Annotated in this window: 19 protein-coding genes; 9 read left to right on the forward strand and 10 right to left on the reverse strand. The window is 62.4% G+C overall.

What is annotated here, in order from left to right; translation table 11 throughout:
• The first annotated feature begins 4 nt into the window (after positions 1-4).
• Positions 5-2,557: a LuxR C-terminal-related transcriptional regulator gene (locus tag J3P91_RS04405; RefSeq protein WP_434602850.1), complete on the forward strand. Its 2,553-nt coding sequence runs from the start codon at positions 5-7 to the stop codon at positions 2,555-2,557.
• Between the two features lie 17 nt (positions 2,558-2,574).
• Here J3P91_RS04405 and J3P91_RS04410 read toward each other — a convergent pair whose 3' ends face one another.
• Complete coding sequence (locus J3P91_RS04410; protein WP_434569768.1) at positions 2,575-3,360, reverse strand: IclR family transcriptional regulator; 786 nt, start codon at positions 3,358-3,360, stop codon at positions 2,575-2,577.
• 161 nt (positions 3,361-3,521) lie between these two features.
• Between J3P91_RS04410 and hmgA the strand changes: the two genes are divergently transcribed.
• Genes hmgA through maiA form a run of 3 tightly spaced genes read left to right on the forward strand, consistent with a single transcriptional unit; the run spans position 3,522 to position 6,779 of the window.
• Positions 3,522-4,826, forward strand: coding sequence for a homogentisate 1,2-dioxygenase (gene hmgA / locus J3P91_RS04415; RefSeq protein WP_434602851.1), 1,305 nt, complete (start codon positions 3,522-3,524; stop codon positions 4,824-4,826).
• Between the two features lie 3 nt (positions 4,827-4,829).
• Positions 4,830-6,134, forward strand: a complete 1,305-nt coding sequence (gene fahA, locus J3P91_RS04420; RefSeq protein WP_434602852.1) for a fumarylacetoacetase — start codon at positions 4,830-4,832, stop codon at positions 6,132-6,134.
• Positions 6,135-6,143: 9 nt separating this feature from the next.
• Complete coding sequence (gene maiA / locus J3P91_RS04425; RefSeq protein ID WP_434569765.1) at positions 6,144-6,779, forward strand: maleylacetoacetate isomerase; 636 nt, start codon at positions 6,144-6,146, stop codon at positions 6,777-6,779.
• Between the two features lie 121 nt (positions 6,780-6,900).
• Here maiA and J3P91_RS04430 read toward each other — a convergent pair whose 3' ends face one another.
• Positions 6,901-7,704, reverse strand: a complete 804-nt coding sequence (locus tag J3P91_RS04430) for a SirB1 family protein (RefSeq protein WP_434602853.1) — start codon at positions 7,702-7,704, stop codon at positions 6,901-6,903.
• Positions 7,705-7,891: 187 nt separating this feature from the next.
• Here J3P91_RS04430 and J3P91_RS04435 point away from each other — a divergent pair, with 187 nt between their 5' ends.
• The gene (locus J3P91_RS04435) at positions 7,892-8,911 is read left to right on the forward strand and encodes a Glu/Leu/Phe/Val dehydrogenase dimerization domain-containing protein (RefSeq protein WP_434569763.1); all 1,020 of its coding nucleotides are present in this window, start codon (positions 7,892-7,894) and stop codon (positions 8,909-8,911) included.
• 70 nt (positions 8,912-8,981) lie between these two features.
• Here J3P91_RS04435 and J3P91_RS04440 read toward each other — a convergent pair whose 3' ends face one another.
• The gene (locus J3P91_RS04440; protein WP_434602854.1) at positions 8,982-9,239 is read right to left on the reverse strand and encodes a YebG family protein; all 258 of its coding nucleotides are present in this window, start codon (positions 9,237-9,239) and stop codon (positions 8,982-8,984) included.
• A 291-nt stretch (positions 9,240-9,530) separates the two neighbouring features.
• Between J3P91_RS04440 and J3P91_RS04445 the strand changes: the two genes are divergently transcribed.
• The gene (locus J3P91_RS04445) at positions 9,531-10,031 is read left to right on the forward strand and encodes a phosphate-starvation-inducible protein PsiE (RefSeq protein ID WP_186611035.1); all 501 of its coding nucleotides are present in this window, start codon (positions 9,531-9,533) and stop codon (positions 10,029-10,031) included.
• Here the strand turns inward: J3P91_RS04445 and J3P91_RS04450 are convergent.
• A complete protein-coding gene (locus tag J3P91_RS04450; RefSeq protein ID WP_305496721.1) occupies positions 10,028-10,345 on the reverse strand; it encodes a DUF3509 domain-containing protein in 318 nt (105 codons plus the stop codon). The two genes, J3P91_RS04445 and J3P91_RS04450, sit on opposite strands and share 4 nt — an antisense overlap.
• Positions 10,346-10,524: 179 nt before the next feature.
• Here J3P91_RS04450 and J3P91_RS04455 point away from each other — a divergent pair, with 179 nt between their 5' ends.
• Together J3P91_RS04455 and J3P91_RS04460 are read left to right on the forward strand one after the other, a co-directional pair.
• A complete protein-coding gene (locus tag J3P91_RS04455; RefSeq protein ID WP_434602855.1) occupies positions 10,525-10,665 on the forward strand; it encodes a hypothetical protein in 141 nt (46 codons plus the stop codon).
• A gap of 188 nt (positions 10,666-10,853) precedes the next feature.
• A complete protein-coding gene (locus J3P91_RS04460) occupies positions 10,854-11,264 on the forward strand; it encodes an HPF/RaiA family ribosome-associated protein (RefSeq protein WP_434569761.1) in 411 nt (136 codons plus the stop codon).
• 84 nt (positions 11,265-11,348) lie between these two features.
• Here the strand turns inward: J3P91_RS04460 and fecA are convergent, their stop codons facing one another.
• The 4 genes from fecA to J3P91_RS04480 all read right to left on the reverse strand — a co-directional run bounded on the left by fecA (position 11,349) and on the right by J3P91_RS04480 (position 16,277).
• A complete protein-coding gene (fecA, locus tag J3P91_RS04465; protein ID WP_434602856.1) occupies positions 11,349-13,688 on the reverse strand; it encodes a TonB-dependent Fe(3+) dicitrate receptor FecA in 2,340 nt (779 codons plus the stop codon).
• Between the two features lie 112 nt (positions 13,689-13,800).
• Positions 13,801-14,748, reverse strand: a complete 948-nt coding sequence (locus J3P91_RS04470) for a FecR domain-containing protein (RefSeq protein ID WP_434602857.1) — start codon at positions 14,746-14,748, stop codon at positions 13,801-13,803.
• A gap of 8 nt (positions 14,749-14,756) precedes the next feature.
• Positions 14,757-15,245, reverse strand: coding sequence for a sigma-70 family RNA polymerase sigma factor (locus J3P91_RS04475; RefSeq protein WP_434569758.1), 489 nt, complete (start codon positions 15,243-15,245; stop codon positions 14,757-14,759).
• Positions 15,246-15,401: 156 nt separating this feature from the next.
• Entirely contained in the window at positions 15,402-16,277 is an 876-nt protein-coding gene (locus tag J3P91_RS04480) for a helix-turn-helix domain-containing protein (RefSeq protein ID WP_434602858.1), read from the reverse strand.
• Between the two features lie 135 nt (positions 16,278-16,412).
• On the opposite strand from J3P91_RS04480, the gene J3P91_RS04485 reads away from it, so the two are divergent.
• Positions 16,413-17,312 (forward strand): DMT family transporter, encoded by a 900-nt coding sequence (locus J3P91_RS04485; protein WP_434602859.1) that lies wholly within the window; start codon positions 16,413-16,415, stop codon positions 17,310-17,312.
• 159 nt (positions 17,313-17,471) lie between these two features.
• On the opposite strand, the gene J3P91_RS04490 is transcribed toward J3P91_RS04485, so the two are convergent.
• Both J3P91_RS04490 and J3P91_RS04495 read right to left on the reverse strand, forming a co-directional pair.
• A complete protein-coding gene (locus tag J3P91_RS04490) occupies positions 17,472-18,443 on the reverse strand; it encodes a 2-hydroxyacid dehydrogenase (RefSeq protein ID WP_305496709.1) in 972 nt (323 codons plus the stop codon).
• A 218-nt stretch (positions 18,444-18,661) separates the two neighbouring features.
• Positions 18,662-19,411 (reverse strand): YkgJ family cysteine cluster protein, encoded by a 750-nt coding sequence (locus J3P91_RS04495; RefSeq protein ID WP_434602860.1) that lies wholly within the window; start codon positions 19,409-19,411, stop codon positions 18,662-18,664.
• Positions 19,412-19,461: the final 50 nt, after the last annotated feature.

The following is a 19,461-nucleotide window of genomic DNA, read 5'->3' on the forward strand; positions in this document are numbered from 1 at the left end:
CACAATGACCGCCATGACCCCGTGTCCGGACCGTCCCGGGCTGCTGCCGCGCCTGTCTTCGACGCATGTGCCACGCCGGTCCTTGAGCGAGTCGTTGCTGGCTTCCGAGGCGCGGGTAAAGCTGCTTTACGCACCGGCGGGCAGCGGCAAAAGCGCGTTGTTCGCTGAATGTTTCCTGCAAGCGCCCCCGGGCTGCCGGCTGCATTGGCTGCCGCTGGGGGGCGCGGCGATGGATGTCGCGCAATTCTGTGAGTGCCTGGCCCAGGCCCTCGGATTGCCGGTGGTCGATGAGGCGAGCCTGTTGGCTCACCTGGCACGGTTGCAAACCCCGACATGGTTGTTTCTGGATGATTATTGTCGGGTGCCCAATCCGGCACTCGATCAATTGCTCGACCGCTTGCTGAACACCAGCAGTCCGGCGCTGCATCTGTGGCTCAATGGCCGTCGCCGCCCGCACTGCAATTGGCCGCGCTTGTTGCTGGACGACGAGCTGCACGAGTTCGACGCGCAAGCCCTGGTTTTTACCGCCGAGGATGTTCAGCAATTGCTCGGGCATTTGCCCGGCCCACTGGCAGCACGCACCGCCCGCGAGGTGGTTCAGCGCAGTGGTGGCTGGTGTGCCGGGGTGCGCTTCGCCTTGCTCGAACGTTGCGAGTGGGCGCGGAGCAACGCTTCGTCGGGGCGTGCCGGGACTTTGCCCGACTACCTCGAATATGAATTGTTTGGCGCCTTGTCCCCGGAGCTGGCGCAGGCCTGGCGCGTGCTGGCGCATTTGCCGCGCTTCAATGCCCGGCTTTGCGAGCATCTGTTCGGCGATACGGTGGGGGCCGAATGCCTTCCCTTGCTGCTGGACCTGGGATGCTTCATCGAGCCGTGGGCGCAGTCTTCGGAATGGATGCAGATTTTCCCTCCGCTGGCCCGCCTCGTGCGTGACGAGCCCTGGCCCCAGGCGCGCTCCTGGCACCGGCGGGCCTGCCAATGGTTCGCCGCCGAGCAGGATTGGCCGATGGCATTCGAACAGGCCATGCAAGCGGGGGAGTTCGAGACGGCCGTGAGTGTCCTCCAGCATCTGAATTTCGAGCATGTCTTGCAGGGCAACAACGTCCAGCTGTTATTGAGCCTGCATGACCAGCAGGACGAGGCGTTGTCCCTCGATACGCCGCAATCGGTGGGGCTGGTTACCGCAGCCTTGCTCTGCGCCGGACGTTTCGCCGAGGCCGAGCGGTGCATCGAGCAATTGGGCAGGTTCGCGCCACAGCCGCTCGCCTGCCGGCAGCGAGAACTGATTGCCCGCTGGCAGGTCTTGCGTGGCTGGCTGCTGCATCTGGACGGCGAGGGCGAACCGGCGCGTGAGCATTTCCTTCAGGCCGAAGCCGGCCTCGAACCGCACGCCTGGGCCCTCAAGGTGCTGTGCCTGATCGGCCAGACGCAGCAGGCACTGCTCAAGGGTGAGCTGGCGTCCGCGCAATGGATCAACCGTCAGGCGCTGTGCCTGGCCCGGGCTCATGGCTCGCTGGTGTTCGAAGGATTGCTGGAACTGGATCACGCCCAAGTGCTTGAGCAACGCGGCGCGCCCCATCGGGCGGATCATTTGTTGAGCGCCGTCCAGGTGCTGCTCGACAGGCCAGGCCAGGATTTTTCCGCGTTGCTGGGACGTATCGCCCTGCGACGTGGGCGCCTGGCGTTACGCATGGGAGCTGACGAGCAGGCCGCCGAACACTTTCAAGCCGGCCTGGAGGCGGGCCTGCGCAGCCAGGACAAACAAGTGCTCTACGGCTTTCTCGGCAAGGCTTGCCTGGCGGCCAACCGGGGTGACTATGGCGAAGCCTTCATGCAGCTGCGCGACGCCGAGCGGATCATGCAGCAGCGACACATCCCCGACACGGTCTATCGCGGCGTGCTGCTGCAAACCAGCTGTCAATTCTGGTTGCAGCAAGGGCGCCCGGAACTTGCCCATGAAGTCTTGACCCGGGTCTTGCGGCATTTCCACGGGCCGCAGGCCAAGCAGGCGCCGCCAGCCACCCTGGAACTGATTCCGCGCCTCGAGTATCTGCTGGTGCTGGCCGAGGTCTACCTGCATCGGGCGCATGAGCCGCAGGCTCGCCTGCAGGCGATGATCGCCCAGGCACGACAGCGCGAAATGCACGCATTGGAAACGGAGTTGCAGTTGGCGCTGGCGGAGGTCGTCTGGTTGTCCGCCGATCGCACCTCTCTTGGCTCGATCGCGCCGGAGGCGCTCAAGCAAGTGGCCTGTTGGCGGGCGCAGCAAGCCTTGGGTGAGCTGCGTATGCGCCAGCCTGAACTGGTGCACTGGATGCAATCTCAGGAGCGGATCGAGCTGCCGGGACGCGCGGTGGAAGAAACGCTCCTCAGCCAGCGCGAACTGGAAGTACTGGAACTCATTGCCCAGGGCCATTCAAACCAGCAGATCGCCGAGCGCCTGTTCATCTCGCTGCATACGGTGAAAACCCATGCGCGGCGGATCCATAGCAAGCTGGGCGTACAGCGGCGGACACAAGCGGTCGCAAAAGCGAAAAACATGGGGGTGATGAGTTAGCGAATATCTTGCTGGGCTCATGACCCTGAGTCATACCCCATTCGCCGGCTCACGGCCCGGGTCGCGGTCAACAGGCGCTGCGCCGCCGGGCCGTTTTCGTCGGCGTGGAACAGCGATGTCGGACCCACAATGGTCATGACTGCCGCCACCTGGCCCATGGCGTTGAAAACCGGTGCGGACAAGGCATCAATGCCGGGCATCAACAAGCCATGCACATGGTGCAGGCCGCGACTGCGGATCTGCCCCTGCAAGGCGGCATAGACATTGTCATCGGCCAAGGCGTGGTCAGTGGCGTCGCGCACCTCCTGTTCGCGCAGCTCGATGGTTTCGCGCTCCGGCAGGTAGGCACTGAAAACCAATCCCGTGGATGAGCTGAGCAACGGCAGGACCGAGCCCAGTTGCGTCACCACGGTCACGGCCCGCACGGCGGGTTCGATCCGCACGACGGTCGCGCCGTGATTGCCCCACACCGCGAGAAAACAGGTTTCGTTCAAGTCGTCGCGCAGTTCGGCCAAGGGCAGGGCGGCCACTTGCAGCACATCCATGCCGTTGAGCGCCGCCAGCCCTACGCGCAAGGCTTCGCGGCCCAAACCGTAGTGGTTGGTTGCGCTGTTCTGTTCGGCGAAGCCACTCGCGATCAGGGCTTGCAGGTAACGATGAACCTTGCTGGCCGGCATCTGTACATGTTCGGCCAGGCGTGACAGCGAGGTGGAAGGGGACAACTCGGCCAAGGCCTTGAGGATGTCGGTGCCGACCTCAGCGGAGCGGACTTTCTGTTTACCGTTGCTGGGCGGGTTTTCCATGGAGGTTCTGGTCCGGAAGCGAATGGGCGTCTTTATAGCTTGACGGTGGTCGTCGAGCAAATTACGTTATGCGTAATCGAATTACGATAAAAATAACCCGGTGCGCCCAGGCTCCTCCACAGAGCGACGGGACGCATCCAGTCCTGTATTCAGGAGGCTCCATGAACCTCGATTCCACGGCGTCGGACCTGGCTTACCAGTCTGGCTTCGGTAACGAATTCGCCAGCGAGGCGCTGCCCGGCGCACTGCCCGTTGGCCAGAACTCTCCGCAGAAAGCCCCGTACGGCCTGTACGCCGAACTGTTTTCCGGCACCGCCTTCACCATGGCCCGCAGCGAAGCGCGGCGAACCTGGATGTACCGCATCCGTCCCTCGGCCAACCATCCGGCCTTCGCCAGGTTGGAACGGCAATTGACTGGAGGCCCGCTGGGTGAGGTGACGCCCAATCGCCTGCGCTGGAGCCCGTTGCAGCTCCCCACCGAGCCCACCGATCTGATCGACGGCCTGGTCCAGATGGCGGCCAATGCCGGTGCGGACAAACCCGCCGGTATCAGCATTTATCACTACTGCGCCACCCGCTCCATGGAGCGGGTGTTCTTCAATGCCGACGGTGAGTGGCTGATCGTGCCGCAACTGGGACGGCTGCGCATCGCCACTGAGCTGGGTGTGCTGGAAGTGGCTCCGCTGGAAATCGCTATACTGCCTCGGGGGCTGAAATTTCGTGTCGAACTGCTCGACCCGCAAGCCCGCGGCTACATCGCCGAGAACCACGGGGCGCCGTTGCGCCTGCCAGACCTCGGGCCGATCGGCAGCAATGGCCTGGCCAATCCAAGGGATTTCCTGGCCCCCGTCGCCCATTACGAAAACCTCGTGCAACCGACCACGCTGGTACAGAAGTTCCTCGGTGAACTGTGGGCCTGCGAGCTGGACCATTCGCCGTTCGACGTGGTGGCCTGGCATGGTAACAACGTGCCGTACAAATACGATCTGCGGCGATTCAACACGATCGGCACGGTCAGCTTCGACCACCCCGATCCGTCGATTTTCACCGTGTTGACTTCGCCGACCAGTGTCCATGGCCTGGCGAATCTCGATTTCGTGATTTTCCCGCCGCGCTGGATGGTGGCGGAAAACACCTTCCGTCCGCCGTGGTTCCATCGCAACCTGATGAATGAATTCATGGGCCTGATCCAGGGCGCCTACGATGCCAAGGCCGAGGGCTTCCTGCCGGGCGGCGCGTCGCTGCACAGCTGCATGAGCGCCCACGGCCCGGATGGCGAGACCTGCACCAAGGCGATCAATGCCGAGCTCAAGCCAACGAAAATCGACAACACCATGGCCTTCATGTTCGAGACCAGCCAAGTGCTGCGTCCCAGCCGTTTCGCCCTGGACTGCGCACAATTGCAAACTGACTACGACGCCTGCTGGGCCTCGCTGCCGGTCACTTTCGACCCGACCCGGAGATAACCCATGACCCAAGTTTCCCCTACCCTCAGCTGGGTTGTTTGCGCTAATGGTCATCCCGACTTCCCGCTGCAGAACCTGCCGCTGGGCATCTTCAGTGTCGCTGGCGAAGCTCCCCGTAGCGGCGTGGCGATTGGTGAGCGGATCTTCGATCTGCAGGCCGCGTTGCAGGCGGGCCTGTTTGACGGCAAGGCGGCTGAAGCCGTCGAGGCCATGCAGGGCGGCCAGTTGAACGCCTTCTTCGACCTGGGGCGCGAGGCCCGGGTTGCCCTGCGCGAAAGATTGCTCGAACTGTTGCGCAAGGACAGCCCCCAGCGGGACGCGATCCAGGCCCAGGGCGCGCGGTTGCTGCCACTGGCGGCGGACTGCCAGATGCACTTGCCAGCGAAAATCAATGACTACACCGACTTCTACGTAGGCATTGAGCACGCGCAGAATGTCGGCAAGCTGTTTCGGCCGGACAATCCGCTGCTCCCCAACTACAAGTACGTTCCCATCGGTTATCACGGTCGCGCTTCGACGGTTCGCCCGTCCGGTACCGATGTGCGCCGTCCGCAAGGCCAGACGCTGCCGCCCGGCCAGGCCGAACCGATCTTCGGCCCGTGCGCGCGGCTGGATTATGAGCTGGAGCTGGGTATCTGGATCGGCAAGGGCAACGCCCTGGGCGAGCCCATTGCCATCGGCGATGCGGCCGAGCACATCGGCGGTTTCTGCTTGCTCAACGATTGGTCGGCCCGGGATATCCAGGCCTGGGAATACCAGCCGCTGGGGCCTTTCCTGTCGAAAAGTTTCCTCACCAGCGTATCGCCGTGGGTGGTGACGGCCGAGGCTCTTGAGCCGTTCCGTCGCCCGCAGCCGGCACGCCCGGAAGGCGACCCCCAGCCGCTGCCGTATCTGCTGGACAAGCGTGACCAGGCTGGCGGAGCCTTTGATATCGAACTGGAAGTCCTGCTGCTGACCGAATCCATGCGCGAGCAGGGCCTGGCGCCTCATCGCCTGACCTTGAGCAACACCCGGTACATGTATTGGACCGTGGCGCAGATGGTCGCGCACCACAGCGTCAACGGTTGCCAATTACAGGCCGGCGATCTGTTTGGCTCGGGCACATTGTCAGGGCCTGAAAATGGTCAGTTCGGCAGCCTGCTGGAAATCACCGAGGGCGGTAAAAAGCCGATCGAACTGGCGTCCGGCGAAATCCGCAAATTTCTCGAAGACGGTGACGAAATCATCCTGCGCGCCCGTTGCGGCCGCGAAGGTGCCGCCTCCATCGGTTTCGGCGAATGCCGCGGCAAAGTCTTGCCGGCGCATTGAGGGGGCGGCATGGAGCTTTACACCTACTACCGTTCCACGTCGTCTTACCGGGTGCGCATCGCGCTGGCGCTCAAGGGCCTGGATTACCGGGCCCTGCCGGTCAACCTGATCGCGCCGCCCGGGGGCGAACATCGCCAGCCGGCCTACCTGGGGATCAATCCCCAGGGGCGGGTACCCGCGCTGCGTACCGATGAGGGCGCTTTGCTGGTCCAGTCTCCGGCGATCATCGAGTACCTGGAGGAACGTTATCCACAGGTGCCGTTGCTCAGCCGTGACCCCGTGCTTCGCGCACATGAGCGTGGCGTGGCCGCACTGATCGGCTGCGACATCCATCCACTGCACAATGTCAGCGTGCTCAACAAGCTCAGGCAGTGGGGCCACGACGAAGCGCAGGTGACGGAGTGGATCGGGCACTGGATCAGCCAAGGGCTGGCAGCGGTGGAGCAGCTGATTGGCGAAGACGGCTATTGTTTCGGCGCGGCGCCAGGCCTGGCGGACGTTTACCTGATCCCGCAGCTGTATGCGGCCGAGCGCTTCAATGTGTCGTTGCAAGAGTATCCACGAATCCGCCGGGTGGCGGCGTTGGCGGCAGCCCATGCGGCGTTCCAGCAAGCGCATCCGGCGAGTCAGCCTGATACTCCCTGAGTCGCCCCTGTGGGAGCGAGCCTGCTCGCGAAGGCGGTGGGTCAGACGCTCTGATAGTGAGGCCGCCTGCTTCATCGCGAGCAGGCTCGCTCCCACAGGGTGTGTAATGGGCCGCCGGGGCTCAATGCACAATCGTATTCGGCGGCAGATGCCCCAGCCGCTCGGTCAGCCGGATCCGCTGGATCGGGTCATCACTGAGCATCAATGCATGTTCGAGATCGAAACGCTCGGCGTTGGGGCAATCGAGTCGCTGGTAGAGGCTGGCGCGGGCCAGGTAGTCGGCGGCGCTGGCGTTACCCAGTTCCAGCACCCGTTCGGCATCGACCAGCGCGGCGATGTAGTCGTCGTTGGCCAGATGCAGTTGCCTGAGATTGCGCGACAGCCGCTGGAGCATCTGCATCGGCTCGGCGCAGACCATGTGCTCGGCCTTGAGCGGCAGGTTCGCGCCGTATTGGCGATGCAGCAAGTCCCGGCAGTCATTGGGGTACAAGCGGCGACCGCCGCAGGGGTCGAGCAGGTGGTCCGCGCCAGGTACGCGCAGCAGGAAATGGCCGGGGAAATTGACGCCGGTCATCGGGATTTCCAGGCCCTTGGCCAGTTCCAAGGCTATCAGGCCCAAGGCCAGCGGTTGCCCTCGCTTGCGGACCAGGACCTTGTCCAGCAGCGCCGCGCCAGGCCGTAGCGGCGTAGCGTCGTCCTGGGCGAAACCCAGATCATTGAGGCGCCGAAGCAGGGGCTGGCCCAATTCGCTGACAGGCAGCATCGGCAGGCCGTGGCTGACTTTCTGCTGCAGCTCCCTGAAATCCTTCAATAACGCTGGCACGTCCACTTCACGATCATGCTCGGCGGCGATCCACAGGGCTGCTTCGAGCAGTGCCGGTGGCGAGCGGTGCAGACAGTCAAAAAAGGCTTGGCGCGGTTTCATCACAGTCTCCGGACTATGCCTCGTTTTAGCTCTGCCGCGAGGTTTCGTCCAGTCTCGCAAAGAGGGGGTAGCCGGTTATGCCGAAAAGACTGACGATCATGCGGCGTTATTCCGGCGTACTCCTGCAATTTTCGATTGCGCGCCTATACTGGCGAGACAGACAAAAAAGTGATTCGGGAGCCTGTCGATGTTTGCTCTCATGCAAAGCTCCCGCCTTGAATCGCTGCACTTGAGCGTAGACCCGGCAACCGGGTTGAAGGCGGTGATTGCCATTCATTGCAGCCGTCCTGGGCCTGCACTGGGTGGCTGTCGTTATCTTTCCTACCCCGACGACGAAAGTGCCGTGGCCGACGCCGTGCGCCTGGCCCAAGGCATGAGCTACAAGGCCGCGCTGGCCGGCCTGCCCGTGGGCGGGGGCGTGGCGGTCATCATGCGTCCGGCACACGTCGAGAGCCGTGCGGCGCTGTTCGAAGCCTTCGGCCGCTGCATCGAGCAACTGGATGGTCGCTACATTACCGCCATCGACAGCGGCACATCGGTGGCGGACATGGACTGTATCGCCCAGCAGACTCGTCATGTCACCAGCACCACTGCCGCGGGAGACCCGGCGCCCCATGCGGCCATGGGGGTGTTCGCCGGGATCCGCGCCACGGCCATGGCTCGCCTGGGCAGCGACAACCTGGAAAGCCTGCGGGTGGCCATCCAGGGCTTGGGCAATGTCGGTTATGCGCTGGCTGAGCAACTGCATGCGGCGGGCGCCGAACTGCTGGTCAGCGATATCGACCCCGGTAAAGTGCAACTGGCGATGGAGCAACTGGGCGCCCATCCCATCGCCAACGACGCACTGCTCAGTACTCCATGCGACATCCTGGCTCCCTGCGGCCTCGGCGGGGTACTCAACAGCCAGAGCGTGGCGCAACTGCGCTGCTCGGCCGTTGCCGGCTCGGCGCATAATCAGTTGAGCAACCTGCAAGTCGCCGACCAGTTGGAAAGACGCGGGATCCTCTATGCACCGGACTACGTGATCAATTCCGGCGGCCTGATCTATGTTGCCTTGAAACACCGCGGCGAAGAGCTGCCGACCATCACGGCGCATCTCGCCAAGATCGGTGCCCGGCTCACGGAAGTCTTCGCCCATGCCCAGGCCGAAAAACGCTCACCGGCCAGGGTGGCTGACGAGCTCGCGGAGCGTCTGTTGTACCGATAAAAAAAGATCGCAGGCTCCGGCAGCACCTACACCGTGTAGGAGCTGCCGAAGGCTGCGATCTTTTTGATCATTAGTCCGACGGATTGAGCAGTTCGGACAACGCGTCTGGCTGGCTCTTGAATGCCTTGGCGAACACATCGCGATTCTTCGCCATGTAGATGCCGGCTTCCTCCACCTGTTGTTCGCTCAGCGATGGAACGGCTTTTTGCAACACTTCGGCGAGCAATTCAGCGAGTTCCAGCATTTTGTCATGACGGTCAGCTTCGGCTTTATCCATGAACAATCGCTCCAGATCTCGGCTGCTGCGGTATACCACTTCGACGGCCATTCACCACCTCACATGCCTTCACATTGGTTTTGTCTGTGACTACTGTATTTATATACAGGCCAAAGGATAAGCGAATCCTGACGCTTTGAATAGTGGCTTTTTAATGTAGACCGGTTTCGAAGTTTGTCGCCCAAGACAAACGTGCCCGCGACGGGACCGCTGATGTCGCCAACGTGTCGAATGCCAGCCCGGTGCCATCTCACTGCGGTCGCTGGCCTTTTTTCTGCATGCAGAACAACCGTCACGTCCAACCCGCATCATCCGGTCGAGTCGACCTAAGGAAACTACATCGTGAAAATCAACTGGGCCGAGAACCTGCGCCAGAATGTCCACCAACTGGCTGAATCCCTGGGCAACCTGTTCGTCGAGACCTTCCACTACCTGGCGTTGTTCGCCATCGGTGCGGTGACGGCATGGGCCGCCGTGATGGAGTTCCTGCAGATGATCGAGGAGGGTCATATCAAGATCGATGACATCCTCCTGCTGTTCATCTACCTGGAGTTGGGGGCGATGGTCGGGATTTACTTCAAGACCAATCACATGCCGGTGCGATTTCTCATCTACGTGGCGATCACCGCGTTGACGCGCCTGCTGATTTCCAACGTCTCGCATCACAGCCCGCCGGACCTGGGCATCATCTACTTGTGCGGCGGCATCCTGCTGCTGGCGTTCGCGATCCTGGTGGTGCGCTACGCGTCGTCGCAGTTTCCCTCGGTGAAGATCGAACACCCGCACCGTAAGGTCGGCGCGGGTTCGAGCGAGCATGCCGAAGTGGAGAAGGGCGAAATCTAGAGACCGGCGGCGCTGGACGCCTGGCCCTGTGCCTGCGGTGGCGGCACCTTGATGTTGTCGCCGCCGGTCATGGCTTCGAGGATGGCCACGGCGCTGTGGCCCTGCTCGATGGCAATGCCGAATTGAATGCTCTGCACCAGGCGCTTGAGCCGTTCCGGGTCGTTGCGTTGCTGCGCGCTGATCATGCGCTTGGCAACGACGCGCCCGGCCTTGGACAAGGTCAGCATGATGCTGCCGTCCAGGCCCTGGATGCTCAGGTTGATCTGGTATTGCGGCGCGAAGGCGTCCGTAATGATCTGAAAAGGGTTGTCCATGATGCGTCACCGCCTGATTGAACGTGCAGTTGTTGACCGGCCATGATCGGGATTAGTTCGCAACACCGGACCACCGGCCATTCCATGATCGTATCCATCGCCAGATTCCCGGGGCGGGCAGGCGGCTGACCCATTGATCGCAGCCCGCGGCGCCTCCTGCAAGGAAGGTAGCAAGGGGCATGCCGGAAAAACTGTCGGACAATGATCACGGCGCCTGGACGCGCAATGCTCTGCAATGCGGTTATGGCGGCAGCCCGTTTCGGGGCACTGGCGGGCCGATGTTCGCTGACGGTGCGGGGCACGCAGGCGGATTGGAATGAACAAGCAGGGCGAGACAACTCCCGACATTAACAGCGCTGTTGCTCGTTGTCCGGCTTTATTTGCAAATGAATATTTATCTTTTTTCGGGGGTTGAATTGTTCTTCCGCCAGCCCGACTCTGTACTCAAGGGGCCGTTGCGCTAACGTCGATTGGCCCCTGGCGAGCTAGCCGAAATAAGGGATGAACTATGCAAATCCAAGTCAACAGCGATAACCATATTCAAAGCAGCATCCGACTGGAGGAGTGGGTACGTACTACCATTGAAAGCACGCTCGAACGTTACGAAGAAGACCTGACACGGATCGAGGTTCATTTGGGGGATGAGAACGGCGACAAGCCCGGTCCCCATGATTTGCGTTGCCAACTTGAGGCTCGGCCAAAAGGCCACCAGCCAATTTCCGTAACGCACAAGGCCGAGTCGCTGGAGCTTGCGATCGAAGGCGCAGCCACCAAGCTGGAACATAAACTGGAGCATCTGTTCGGCAAACTGCGCGGCAAGCGCGCCGCCACCACCGGCCAGACCGAGTCGATTGCACTGGCTGATGCCATGCTGGAAGAAGAATTCCTCGAGAACGAACGGGCTGCGCTTAACGGCTGAACCCGGTCACTGAAATTACCCACCAAACAGACGGGCCTGCAATAGCAGGCCCGTCTTGTTTCAGCTATTCACTGTGGCCCCGAATCAGAACGCCACGGACGTCTGCACATACAACGTGCGCGGTTCCCCTACGTACTTGCCCCGATTGTTGTCGTCAAACGAGCGGGTGAAGTATTGGGTATTGAAGATGTTCTTCACGCCCACCGCGACGTTCAGGTCCGACAGTTGCGGGCCGAAGTCATAAGCGGCGCGGCTGCTGAACAGCATGTAGCCAGGGATATTGCCGGTGCTGCCATCGGCGCTTTCCGCGCGGGTATTGGCGTTGTCGGCAAACTGCGCGCTCTGGTAGGTGCTGTCCAGGTTCAGCTTCCACGGCCCATCCGTGTAACCCACGCCCAGCGTACCTTTGTGCCTGGAGGAGAAGGGCACGCGGTTGCCCTTGTTCGGTCCGTCTTCGCGAATGGTGGCGTCGACGTAGGCGTAAGTGGCGTAAACGTCAAAACCGGCCAGCGCCGGGCTCAGGCCGTCGAGGGCATAATTGATGCTGGTTTCGATGCCCTGGTGGCGGGTCTCGCCCCGGGCGATCACCGAGTCGTTGGTCTGATTGCTTTCGTACTGGTTGTCGAAGTTGATCAGGAAGGCGCCGATCTCTGCCCGCAGATTGCCATTGTCATAACGGGTGCCAAGCTCCCAGGTGCGGGCCTTCTCCGGCTTCACTTCACCGCTGCTGACGCGGTTGGGCATCTGGCTGTACTGCACGCTGCCGAACGAGCCTTCGGTGTTGGCATACAGATTCCATTCGTCGGTCAGGTGGTACAGCACATTCAGCGCTGGCAGGGCGGTGTTGTAGTCGCCCTTGTACTTCACGTTGGTCAGGTTGTTGGTTTGTTGCGATTCGATCATTTCGTAGCGAATACCGGGCGTGATCGTCCATTTGCCGATATCGATCCGGTCATCGATGAAAAATGCATTGGCTTCGGTTCCGCCGCGGGTATCGCGGTCGTTGCGGCTGGAGGTGGTCGGCAGCTCGTTGCTGGCGATCGGTGTGCGATAACGCAGTTCATGACCGGCTTCGTTGATATAGCGATAGCCGACGCCGACCTCGTGGCTGGTCGGGCCGAGATCGAAGCCTTGGGCGAACCGGGTTTCCAGGCCGCGTACCCAATATTCACGAGGCGACAGGGACAGGAAGGAGCCCTGGTCCAGATAGCCGCTGCGCAAGGTCTTGGTGAAAAACGTGTTGGCGGTGAATTCTCGCCGGTCCTGCTGGTAGCGGTAGCCGAAATTGACCAGGGTACGACGACCCCAGAACCGGTCTTTCTGGCGGGTGGACTGATACGGGTCGGCGTTGTAGTCGGCCACATTCAGGCCGCCGGGCATGTCGGCCTCGCCTTCGTAATACTGGGCCATGGCGTTGAAGCTGTTGGCCTCGTCCAGTTGATAGTTGCCCTTGAGGATCAGATCGTCGATCTGCGTGTCGCTGTGCTCACGCCAGTCGCCGCCGCGGGTGCCGGAATACAACAGGGCGCCGCCCAGGCCGTTATCGGCGGTGCCGCCGGCCAGCAGATTGGCGGACGTCTTGAAGCCATCGTGGCTGGAGGACGGGCTCGTCTCGGTCTGGAAACCGCCTTTGACAGTCGGTGCATCGGGTATTGCCCGGGTCACGAAGTTGACCACGCCGCCGACGTTTTGCGGGCCGTAGCGCACCGCGCCGCCCCCGCGCACGACATCCACCGCGTCCAAGTTGCCCATGCTCACGGGGGCAAAGGACAGCTGCGGTTGGCCATACGGCGCGAAAGGCACTGGAACGCCATCCATCAGTACCGTCGAGCGGGAAGCCAGGCGCGGATTGAGGCCACGGATACCGAAATTCAGCGCCATGTCATGGCTACCGGTGCCGTTGTTTTCCGGTGCGTTGACGCCGGGAATGCGATTGAGCACGTCCCGGGCCTGGGTCGCGCCCTGGCGTTCGAATTCTTCGCGGCGGATAACGTCCCGAGCGCCCGGGTGTTCGAAGACGTTGGTCGGCGCTGCGTCGCCGAGCCAGTCACCGACCACGGTCGTGGTGCCGATGTCCAGTGCAGTGCTGCTGACCGGTTGCAGGCTGAAAGCATTGTCCCCCTCGGGCCGGGCTTGCAGGCCTGTGCCTTCAAGCAGCGCGTTCAAGCCTTGCTCGGGGCTGTAGCTGCCTTCCAGGCCGCGACTCTGCAGGCCGCCGGTCAGTTGCGAGCCGAAGGAAATCAACACGCCGGCTTCGCGGCCGAATTGATTGAGAGCGTTTTCCAGCGACGACGGCGCAATGTGATAGGCCTTGGACTCTGCAGCCAGCACGGCGGGCAGTGCAACGAAACTCAAGCTGGCCCCCAGGAACAGTTGACGCGCGGCGCGAGCGAGCGGGGTGAGACGGGTGGGTTGCTGCGGCATGGATGGGAGTCCCGAGAAGGTTATATCGAAGTGGCTTTCCCTCTCTGTCACCCAAGGTGTGGAAAATGGCTCACTGGCAAATCATTTTTTTTGTGGGTGGGCCGCCATGGGCTCAAGCGCGAGCTTCGACCGTGACCCAATAGCGGGTGAAACGCCGCACTTTTACCGGCAGGCTGATTTCCAGCAGATCAAGGATTCGCTCGCCGTTGTCCAGCGGATAAGTTCCGGAGACCAGAAGGTTGGCGACCGCCTCGTCGCAGTGCAGCTGGCCGCGTCGGTAGCGGCCCAGTTCCTCAAGGAAATCCGCCAGGCGCATGTGCGCGGCGACCAGCATGCCCTCCGTCCAGGCACCGCTGTTGGCGTCAAGCGCCGTGGCGGGACCGGTGCCGTTGATGCCAAGGGACGCTTGTCGGGAAGCCCCCAGCAGAAAAGCCGGGCCGTGCCTGCCGCGAATGTCCACCTGGCCGGCAAACACTGCGACTTGGGTGTGGTCTGCATACTCACGCACGTTGAAACGGGCGTCGTGGCTTTCCAGCAGGCCATGGGCGGTCAGCACCTGCAGGGGGCGTGGGTCCTGGGCTGCGGTCAATAGCAGTTCCCCTTCCAGCAGGCGGATCAGGCGGCGCTGAGCGTCGAAGCGAATATCGACCGCGCTGCCGCTGTTGAGCTGCAGCTGGCTGCCGTCATCCAGCGCCAGGCGACGCCGCTCGCCCACCGGGCTGCGGTAATCGGCGAGCAATGGCGGCAACAACTGGCGTTCACGCAGGCCCCAGGTCGCGGCCGAGCCGGCACCCAGCAGCAGCAACATCTTGAGGGCCCGGCGCCGCGTTGCCGACTTCGGTGTGTTGAGCGTCGCATGGGCCAACGGAGAAGACACATTGCGCAGCCGCTGGTTGACCCGCTGGATATGCTCCCAGGCGCGGCGATGTTCGCTGTGTGCATTGAGCCACTGTTCCCAGGCTTGCTGCTGGCGCGTATCGAGTGGCCCCTGCTGCATTTCCAGCAGCCAATGCACCGCCTGCTCGGCGACTTGCGCGCTCACGTTCGGCGCGCTGGGCATCGGCGGGTTCACAGGGCGAAGTAGCAGCGCATCGCTGCCTTGTTCAGGTGGCGCTTGACCGTCGCCAGGGAAATACCCAGTTCACGGGCGATTTCGTTGTAGGTCAGGCCATCGATCTGCGCCAGCAGGAACGCCTTTTTGACCGCACGTGGCAGACCATCGAGCAATTGGTCCAGCTCCAGCAGGGTCTGCAGGATAATCGCCCGCTCCTCTTCCGACGGCGCCACTTGCTCCGGCATCTGGGCGAGGGTGTCGAGGTAGGCGCGTTCCAGGTCCTGGCGGCGGTAATGGTTGAACAATACGCGCTTGGCGATGGTGGTGAGAAATGCACGGGGCTCCAGGACCGGCTGCGGATCGCGCGCGGTCAGCACGCGCATGAACGTGTCCTGGGCCAGATCGGCGGCACTGTCGGGACACCCGAGTTTTCTTCGCAACCAGCCGTTGAGCCAACTGTGGTGGGCGTTGTAGAGCACTTCGACGGTGTGTGCAGGCGGCAACGAGGAACATCCCGACAGCGGTAAGCTGTGCTAGAGAACAAGAATTGTTCGCATTGTAGAGTCGCGCAGAGGGAAACGGCAATCGGGATGAGTGTTTCGTTTCGGTTATGGACCGGATCGGGCTTTCGCGAGCAGGCTCGCTCGCACATGGATGCGCTAGGGCAAAAACGCCTGCCGATACTCCCCGGGAGCTGCCCCCAAGGCCTGGCGAAAGCGGTTGGTAAAATGGCTGGCGCTGGCAAATCCGCAGGCCAGAGCCACCTCGCCCAACGGTTGTAAGGTATGGCGCAGTAAGTGCCGCGCCCGGGCGAGACGCCGCGCCAGGACGTACTGGTGCGGTGGCAGGCCGAAGGTTTCGCGGAACATCCGGGCGAAATGGTATTCGGACAGGGCACACAGCGCGGCGAGTTGACCAAGGCTGATGGCTTCGGCCAATTGAGCGTCGATGTAATCCACCAGCAAGCGTCGCTGGTGCGCGGCCAACCCACCCTTCAGGCGCAGGCCCTGGCGCTGGCCAACCTGATTGAGCAGCAGGTGGCTGAGCAGCTCATGGGCCAGGCTGGTGCCGAGCAGGCGTTCAGCCGGCTCGGCCCAGTCCAGCTTGATCAACTGCCGAAAGCGCTGTGCCTGCCGCGGGTCATCGAGAAAGGTTGCCTCGTGCAATTGCACTTGCCGCGGTTCGCGATCCAGCAGCGTGACGCAACCCAGGGCGAATTGCTCGGGGCTGAAATACAGGTGGGCGAGGCGAATGTCGCCGTTGATGACCCAGGCCGATTCATGTTCGGCCGGCAACACGCAGAGTTTGCCGGGCGCCCCCGTGGTGTCGGGACGCTCGCGGCGAAAAGTGCCGGTGCCGCCGGCGATGTAGCACGACAGCGTATGGTGGGTTGGCGCCTCGTAGTCACGGGCGTCGTGATGGTTGCTCCACAAAGCCGCCGCCATGCCGTCACCGAGCTCGGCGCTGTGCTCCAGGCGAGCATTGGGCGAGCTGTTGAGGGCTTGGAAGACTTGCAGGGTTTGCAGACTGGTCATGATCGGTTTCTCCAGCTCGAATCCTACTCCCTCGAGGCGCCCATGCCAGCCTGTCCCTGATAAAAACCGCAAGTTTACGCAAGCGTCGGGCAGGTATCGGCGTGAGACTGGCCGTCATTGCCAGGAGTCGTCGCCATGAACCTTTCGTTGTACCTGCTTACCGTGCTCATCTGGGGGACCACCTGGATCGCCCTGAAACTGCAGTTGGGCGTCGTCGCCATTCCGGTGTCGATTGTCTATCGCTTCGGCCTCGCCGCGCTGATCCTGTTCGTGATGCTCCTGCTCAGCCGACGCCTGCAGGTCATGAACCGGCGCGGTCATTTGATCTGCGTCGCCCAGGGCCTGTGCCTGTTCTGCATCAACTTCATGTGTTTCCTGACCGCCAGCCAGTGGATTCCCAGCGGCCTGATCGCCGTGGTGTTTTCCACCGCGACGCTCTGGAACGCCTTGAATGCGCGGGTGTTCTTCGGTCAGCGGATCGCCCGCAACGTCTTGCTCGGCGGTGCCCTTGGGCTGCTCGGGCTGGCGTTGTTGTTCTGGCCGGAGCTGGCCGGGCACCGCGCAAGTCCGCAAACGCTGCTCGGGTTGGCGCTGGCGCTGTTGGGCACCTTGTGTTTCTCGGCGGGCAACATGCTGTCGAGCCTGCAACAGAAGGCCGGCCTCAAGCCGTTGACCACCAACGCCTGGGGCATGGCCTACGGGGCCGCGATGCTGTCGGTGTGGTGCTTGTTCCAGGGCATTCCGTTCGAGATTGAATGGAATACGCGCTACGTCGGCTCGCTGTTGTACCTGGTGATTCCGGGTTCGGTCATCGGCTTTACCGCGTACCTGACGCTGGTAGGGCGCATGGGGCCGGAGCGGGCGGCGTATTGCACCGTGCTGTTCCCGGTGGTGGCCTTAAATGTCTCGGCTGTTGTCGAGGGTTATGAGTGGACGGCACCGGCGCTGGTCGGACTGGTGCTGGTGATGCTGGGCAACGTGTTGGTGTTTCGCAAGCCGCCACCCGTGACCGTGAAAGTCGCGCTGGCTCGTTAAGCCACAACCTCTGAGGTGTGGCGAGGGAGCTTGCTCCCGCTGGGTTGCGAAGCAACCCCAAGGCGTATCTGCCACCGCGCTACATCAGATAAACCGCAAGGGGCTGCTGTGCAGCCCAGCGGGAGCAAGCTCCCTCGCCACGGTGAGTACTCGGCCCGCTTATTTCCAGACTTGCGGGTTGACCAGGTTCTTCGGTCGTTCGCCCAGCAGGGCGCTGCGCAGGTTTTCCACGGCCAGATTGGCCATGGCCTCACGGGTTTCATGGGTAGCCGAACCGATATGCGGCAAGGTGACGGCATTTTTCAACTGGAACAGCGGCGACTCGGCCAGCGGTTCCTTTTCGTAGACATCCAGCCCGGCGCCGCGGATGCGGTTGTTCTGTAAGGCTTCGATCAACGCTGGCTCATCCACCACCGGACCGCGGGAAATGTTCACCAGGATGGCGCTCGGTTTCATCAGGGACAGCTCGCGCTGGCCGATCAGGTGGCGGGTTTTCTCGCTCAACGGCACCACCAGGCAGACGAAGTCCGCTTCGGCCAGCAACTGATCCAGTTCGCGGAACTGTGCGCCCAACTGGTTCTCCAGCTCGGGCTTGCGACTGTTGCCGCTGTAGAGGATCGGCATGTTGAACCCGAGCCGACCACGTCGGGCAACAGCCGCGCCGATATTGCCCATGCCCACGATGCCCAGGGTCTTGCCATGTACATCGCTGCCGAACAGCTGTGGCCCGACAGACGCCTGCCACTGTCCAGCCTTGGTCCACGCGTCCAGTTCGGCGACACGCCGGGCACTGCTCATCACCAGGGCGAACGCCAGGTCGGCGGTGCTTTCGGTGAGCACGTCGGGAGTGTTGGTGAGCATGATCCCGCGTTCATTGAAGTACGCCAGGTCGTAATTGTCATAGCCCACCGACACGCTGGAGACCACTTGCAGCTTCGTGGCGTGCTGCAGTTGCTCGCGGCCGAGCTTGCGGCCAACGCCAATCAGCCCATGGACATGGGGCAAGGCTTCGTTGAACTGCGCATTGATGTCGCCGTTCGACGGGTTGGGCACGATCACGTCGAAGTCCTGGCGCAGGCGCTCGATCATGGGGGGCGTGATACGGCTGAAGGCGAGTACGGTTTTTTTCATCGTGCAAGGCTCATCTGCGGAGAATACCAAGCACGCTAACATTCCTGGCGCGGGTTAGGCGAGAGGGACAGTGCATCCCAGCGCCACACTTTTCCTTTTGGGAGTGAGCTTATGTGGGAGTGAGCCTGCTCGCGATCGCGGTGTGTCAGTCACCGGATAAGCCGGCAGATAAATCGCCATCGCGAGCAGGCTCGCTCCCACAGGGGAGTTCCGTAAATTCAGGCGGCCCGCAGCGAAATAAACGCGTAGTTGACCGGCTCCTCGGTGACAACACTTGCGCCGCTGTCGGTGACCTGGCGAGCAATGTCATCACCTGACAAGTGGAACTGCCATTCGCCCGCCTCTTGGTCCATTGGCTGCGCGCGGGCCTGATCGATGGCGGCGGCAAACGCCGCCATGTTCGGCAGGTACGCGGTGAAGCCGTCGCCCTTCAGCGCGGTGGTGTGGATGCCCAGGGACACGCAGATGCGTTCCTTGATGGCGATCTCTTCACGGTCGGCCTGGCGGGAGCGCTCGATCAACCGGGCCAGTTCCTGATCTACCAACTGACCGCCGACGATCAACTGCGGCCCCGTTTCCCACGACTCCGGCGGGCAATCCTTGGCGCCGGTATCGAGAGGAATGTGCGGGTTGATTTCCATGGGATAGATGCGGCACACCAAGGGACGACGCTCATAGATGCGGCACAGGTTGTCGGCGTCCAGATTATGGCAAGGACCGGGATTATAGGCGGCGAAGGTGATCGCCACGCGGGCCTCGCTGACGCCGCTGCGCACTACTGCCGAGCGCCGTTCGGCGTGCTCGCGTTGCGCCACCGGCAGGCCGAGGCCATTGGGCAGGAAGGCCTCGACCAGGACAATCACCTGGCCGCCATCATTCGCCCACATCCTGGCTTCATCGAGCGTCAGGGGAACGTGATGGCCCGTGCAGCATTTACCGCACCCTACGCAGGAAAACGTCGTGTTCATTGATTGACCGAAGGCAATTGGCTAAAGCGGCGACAGAAAAACGCCGTGAT

The organism is Pseudomonas sp. Z4-7 (genome assembly GCF_051131965.1).
GTDB lineage: Bacteria > Pseudomonadota > Gammaproteobacteria > Pseudomonadales > Pseudomonadaceae > Aquipseudomonas.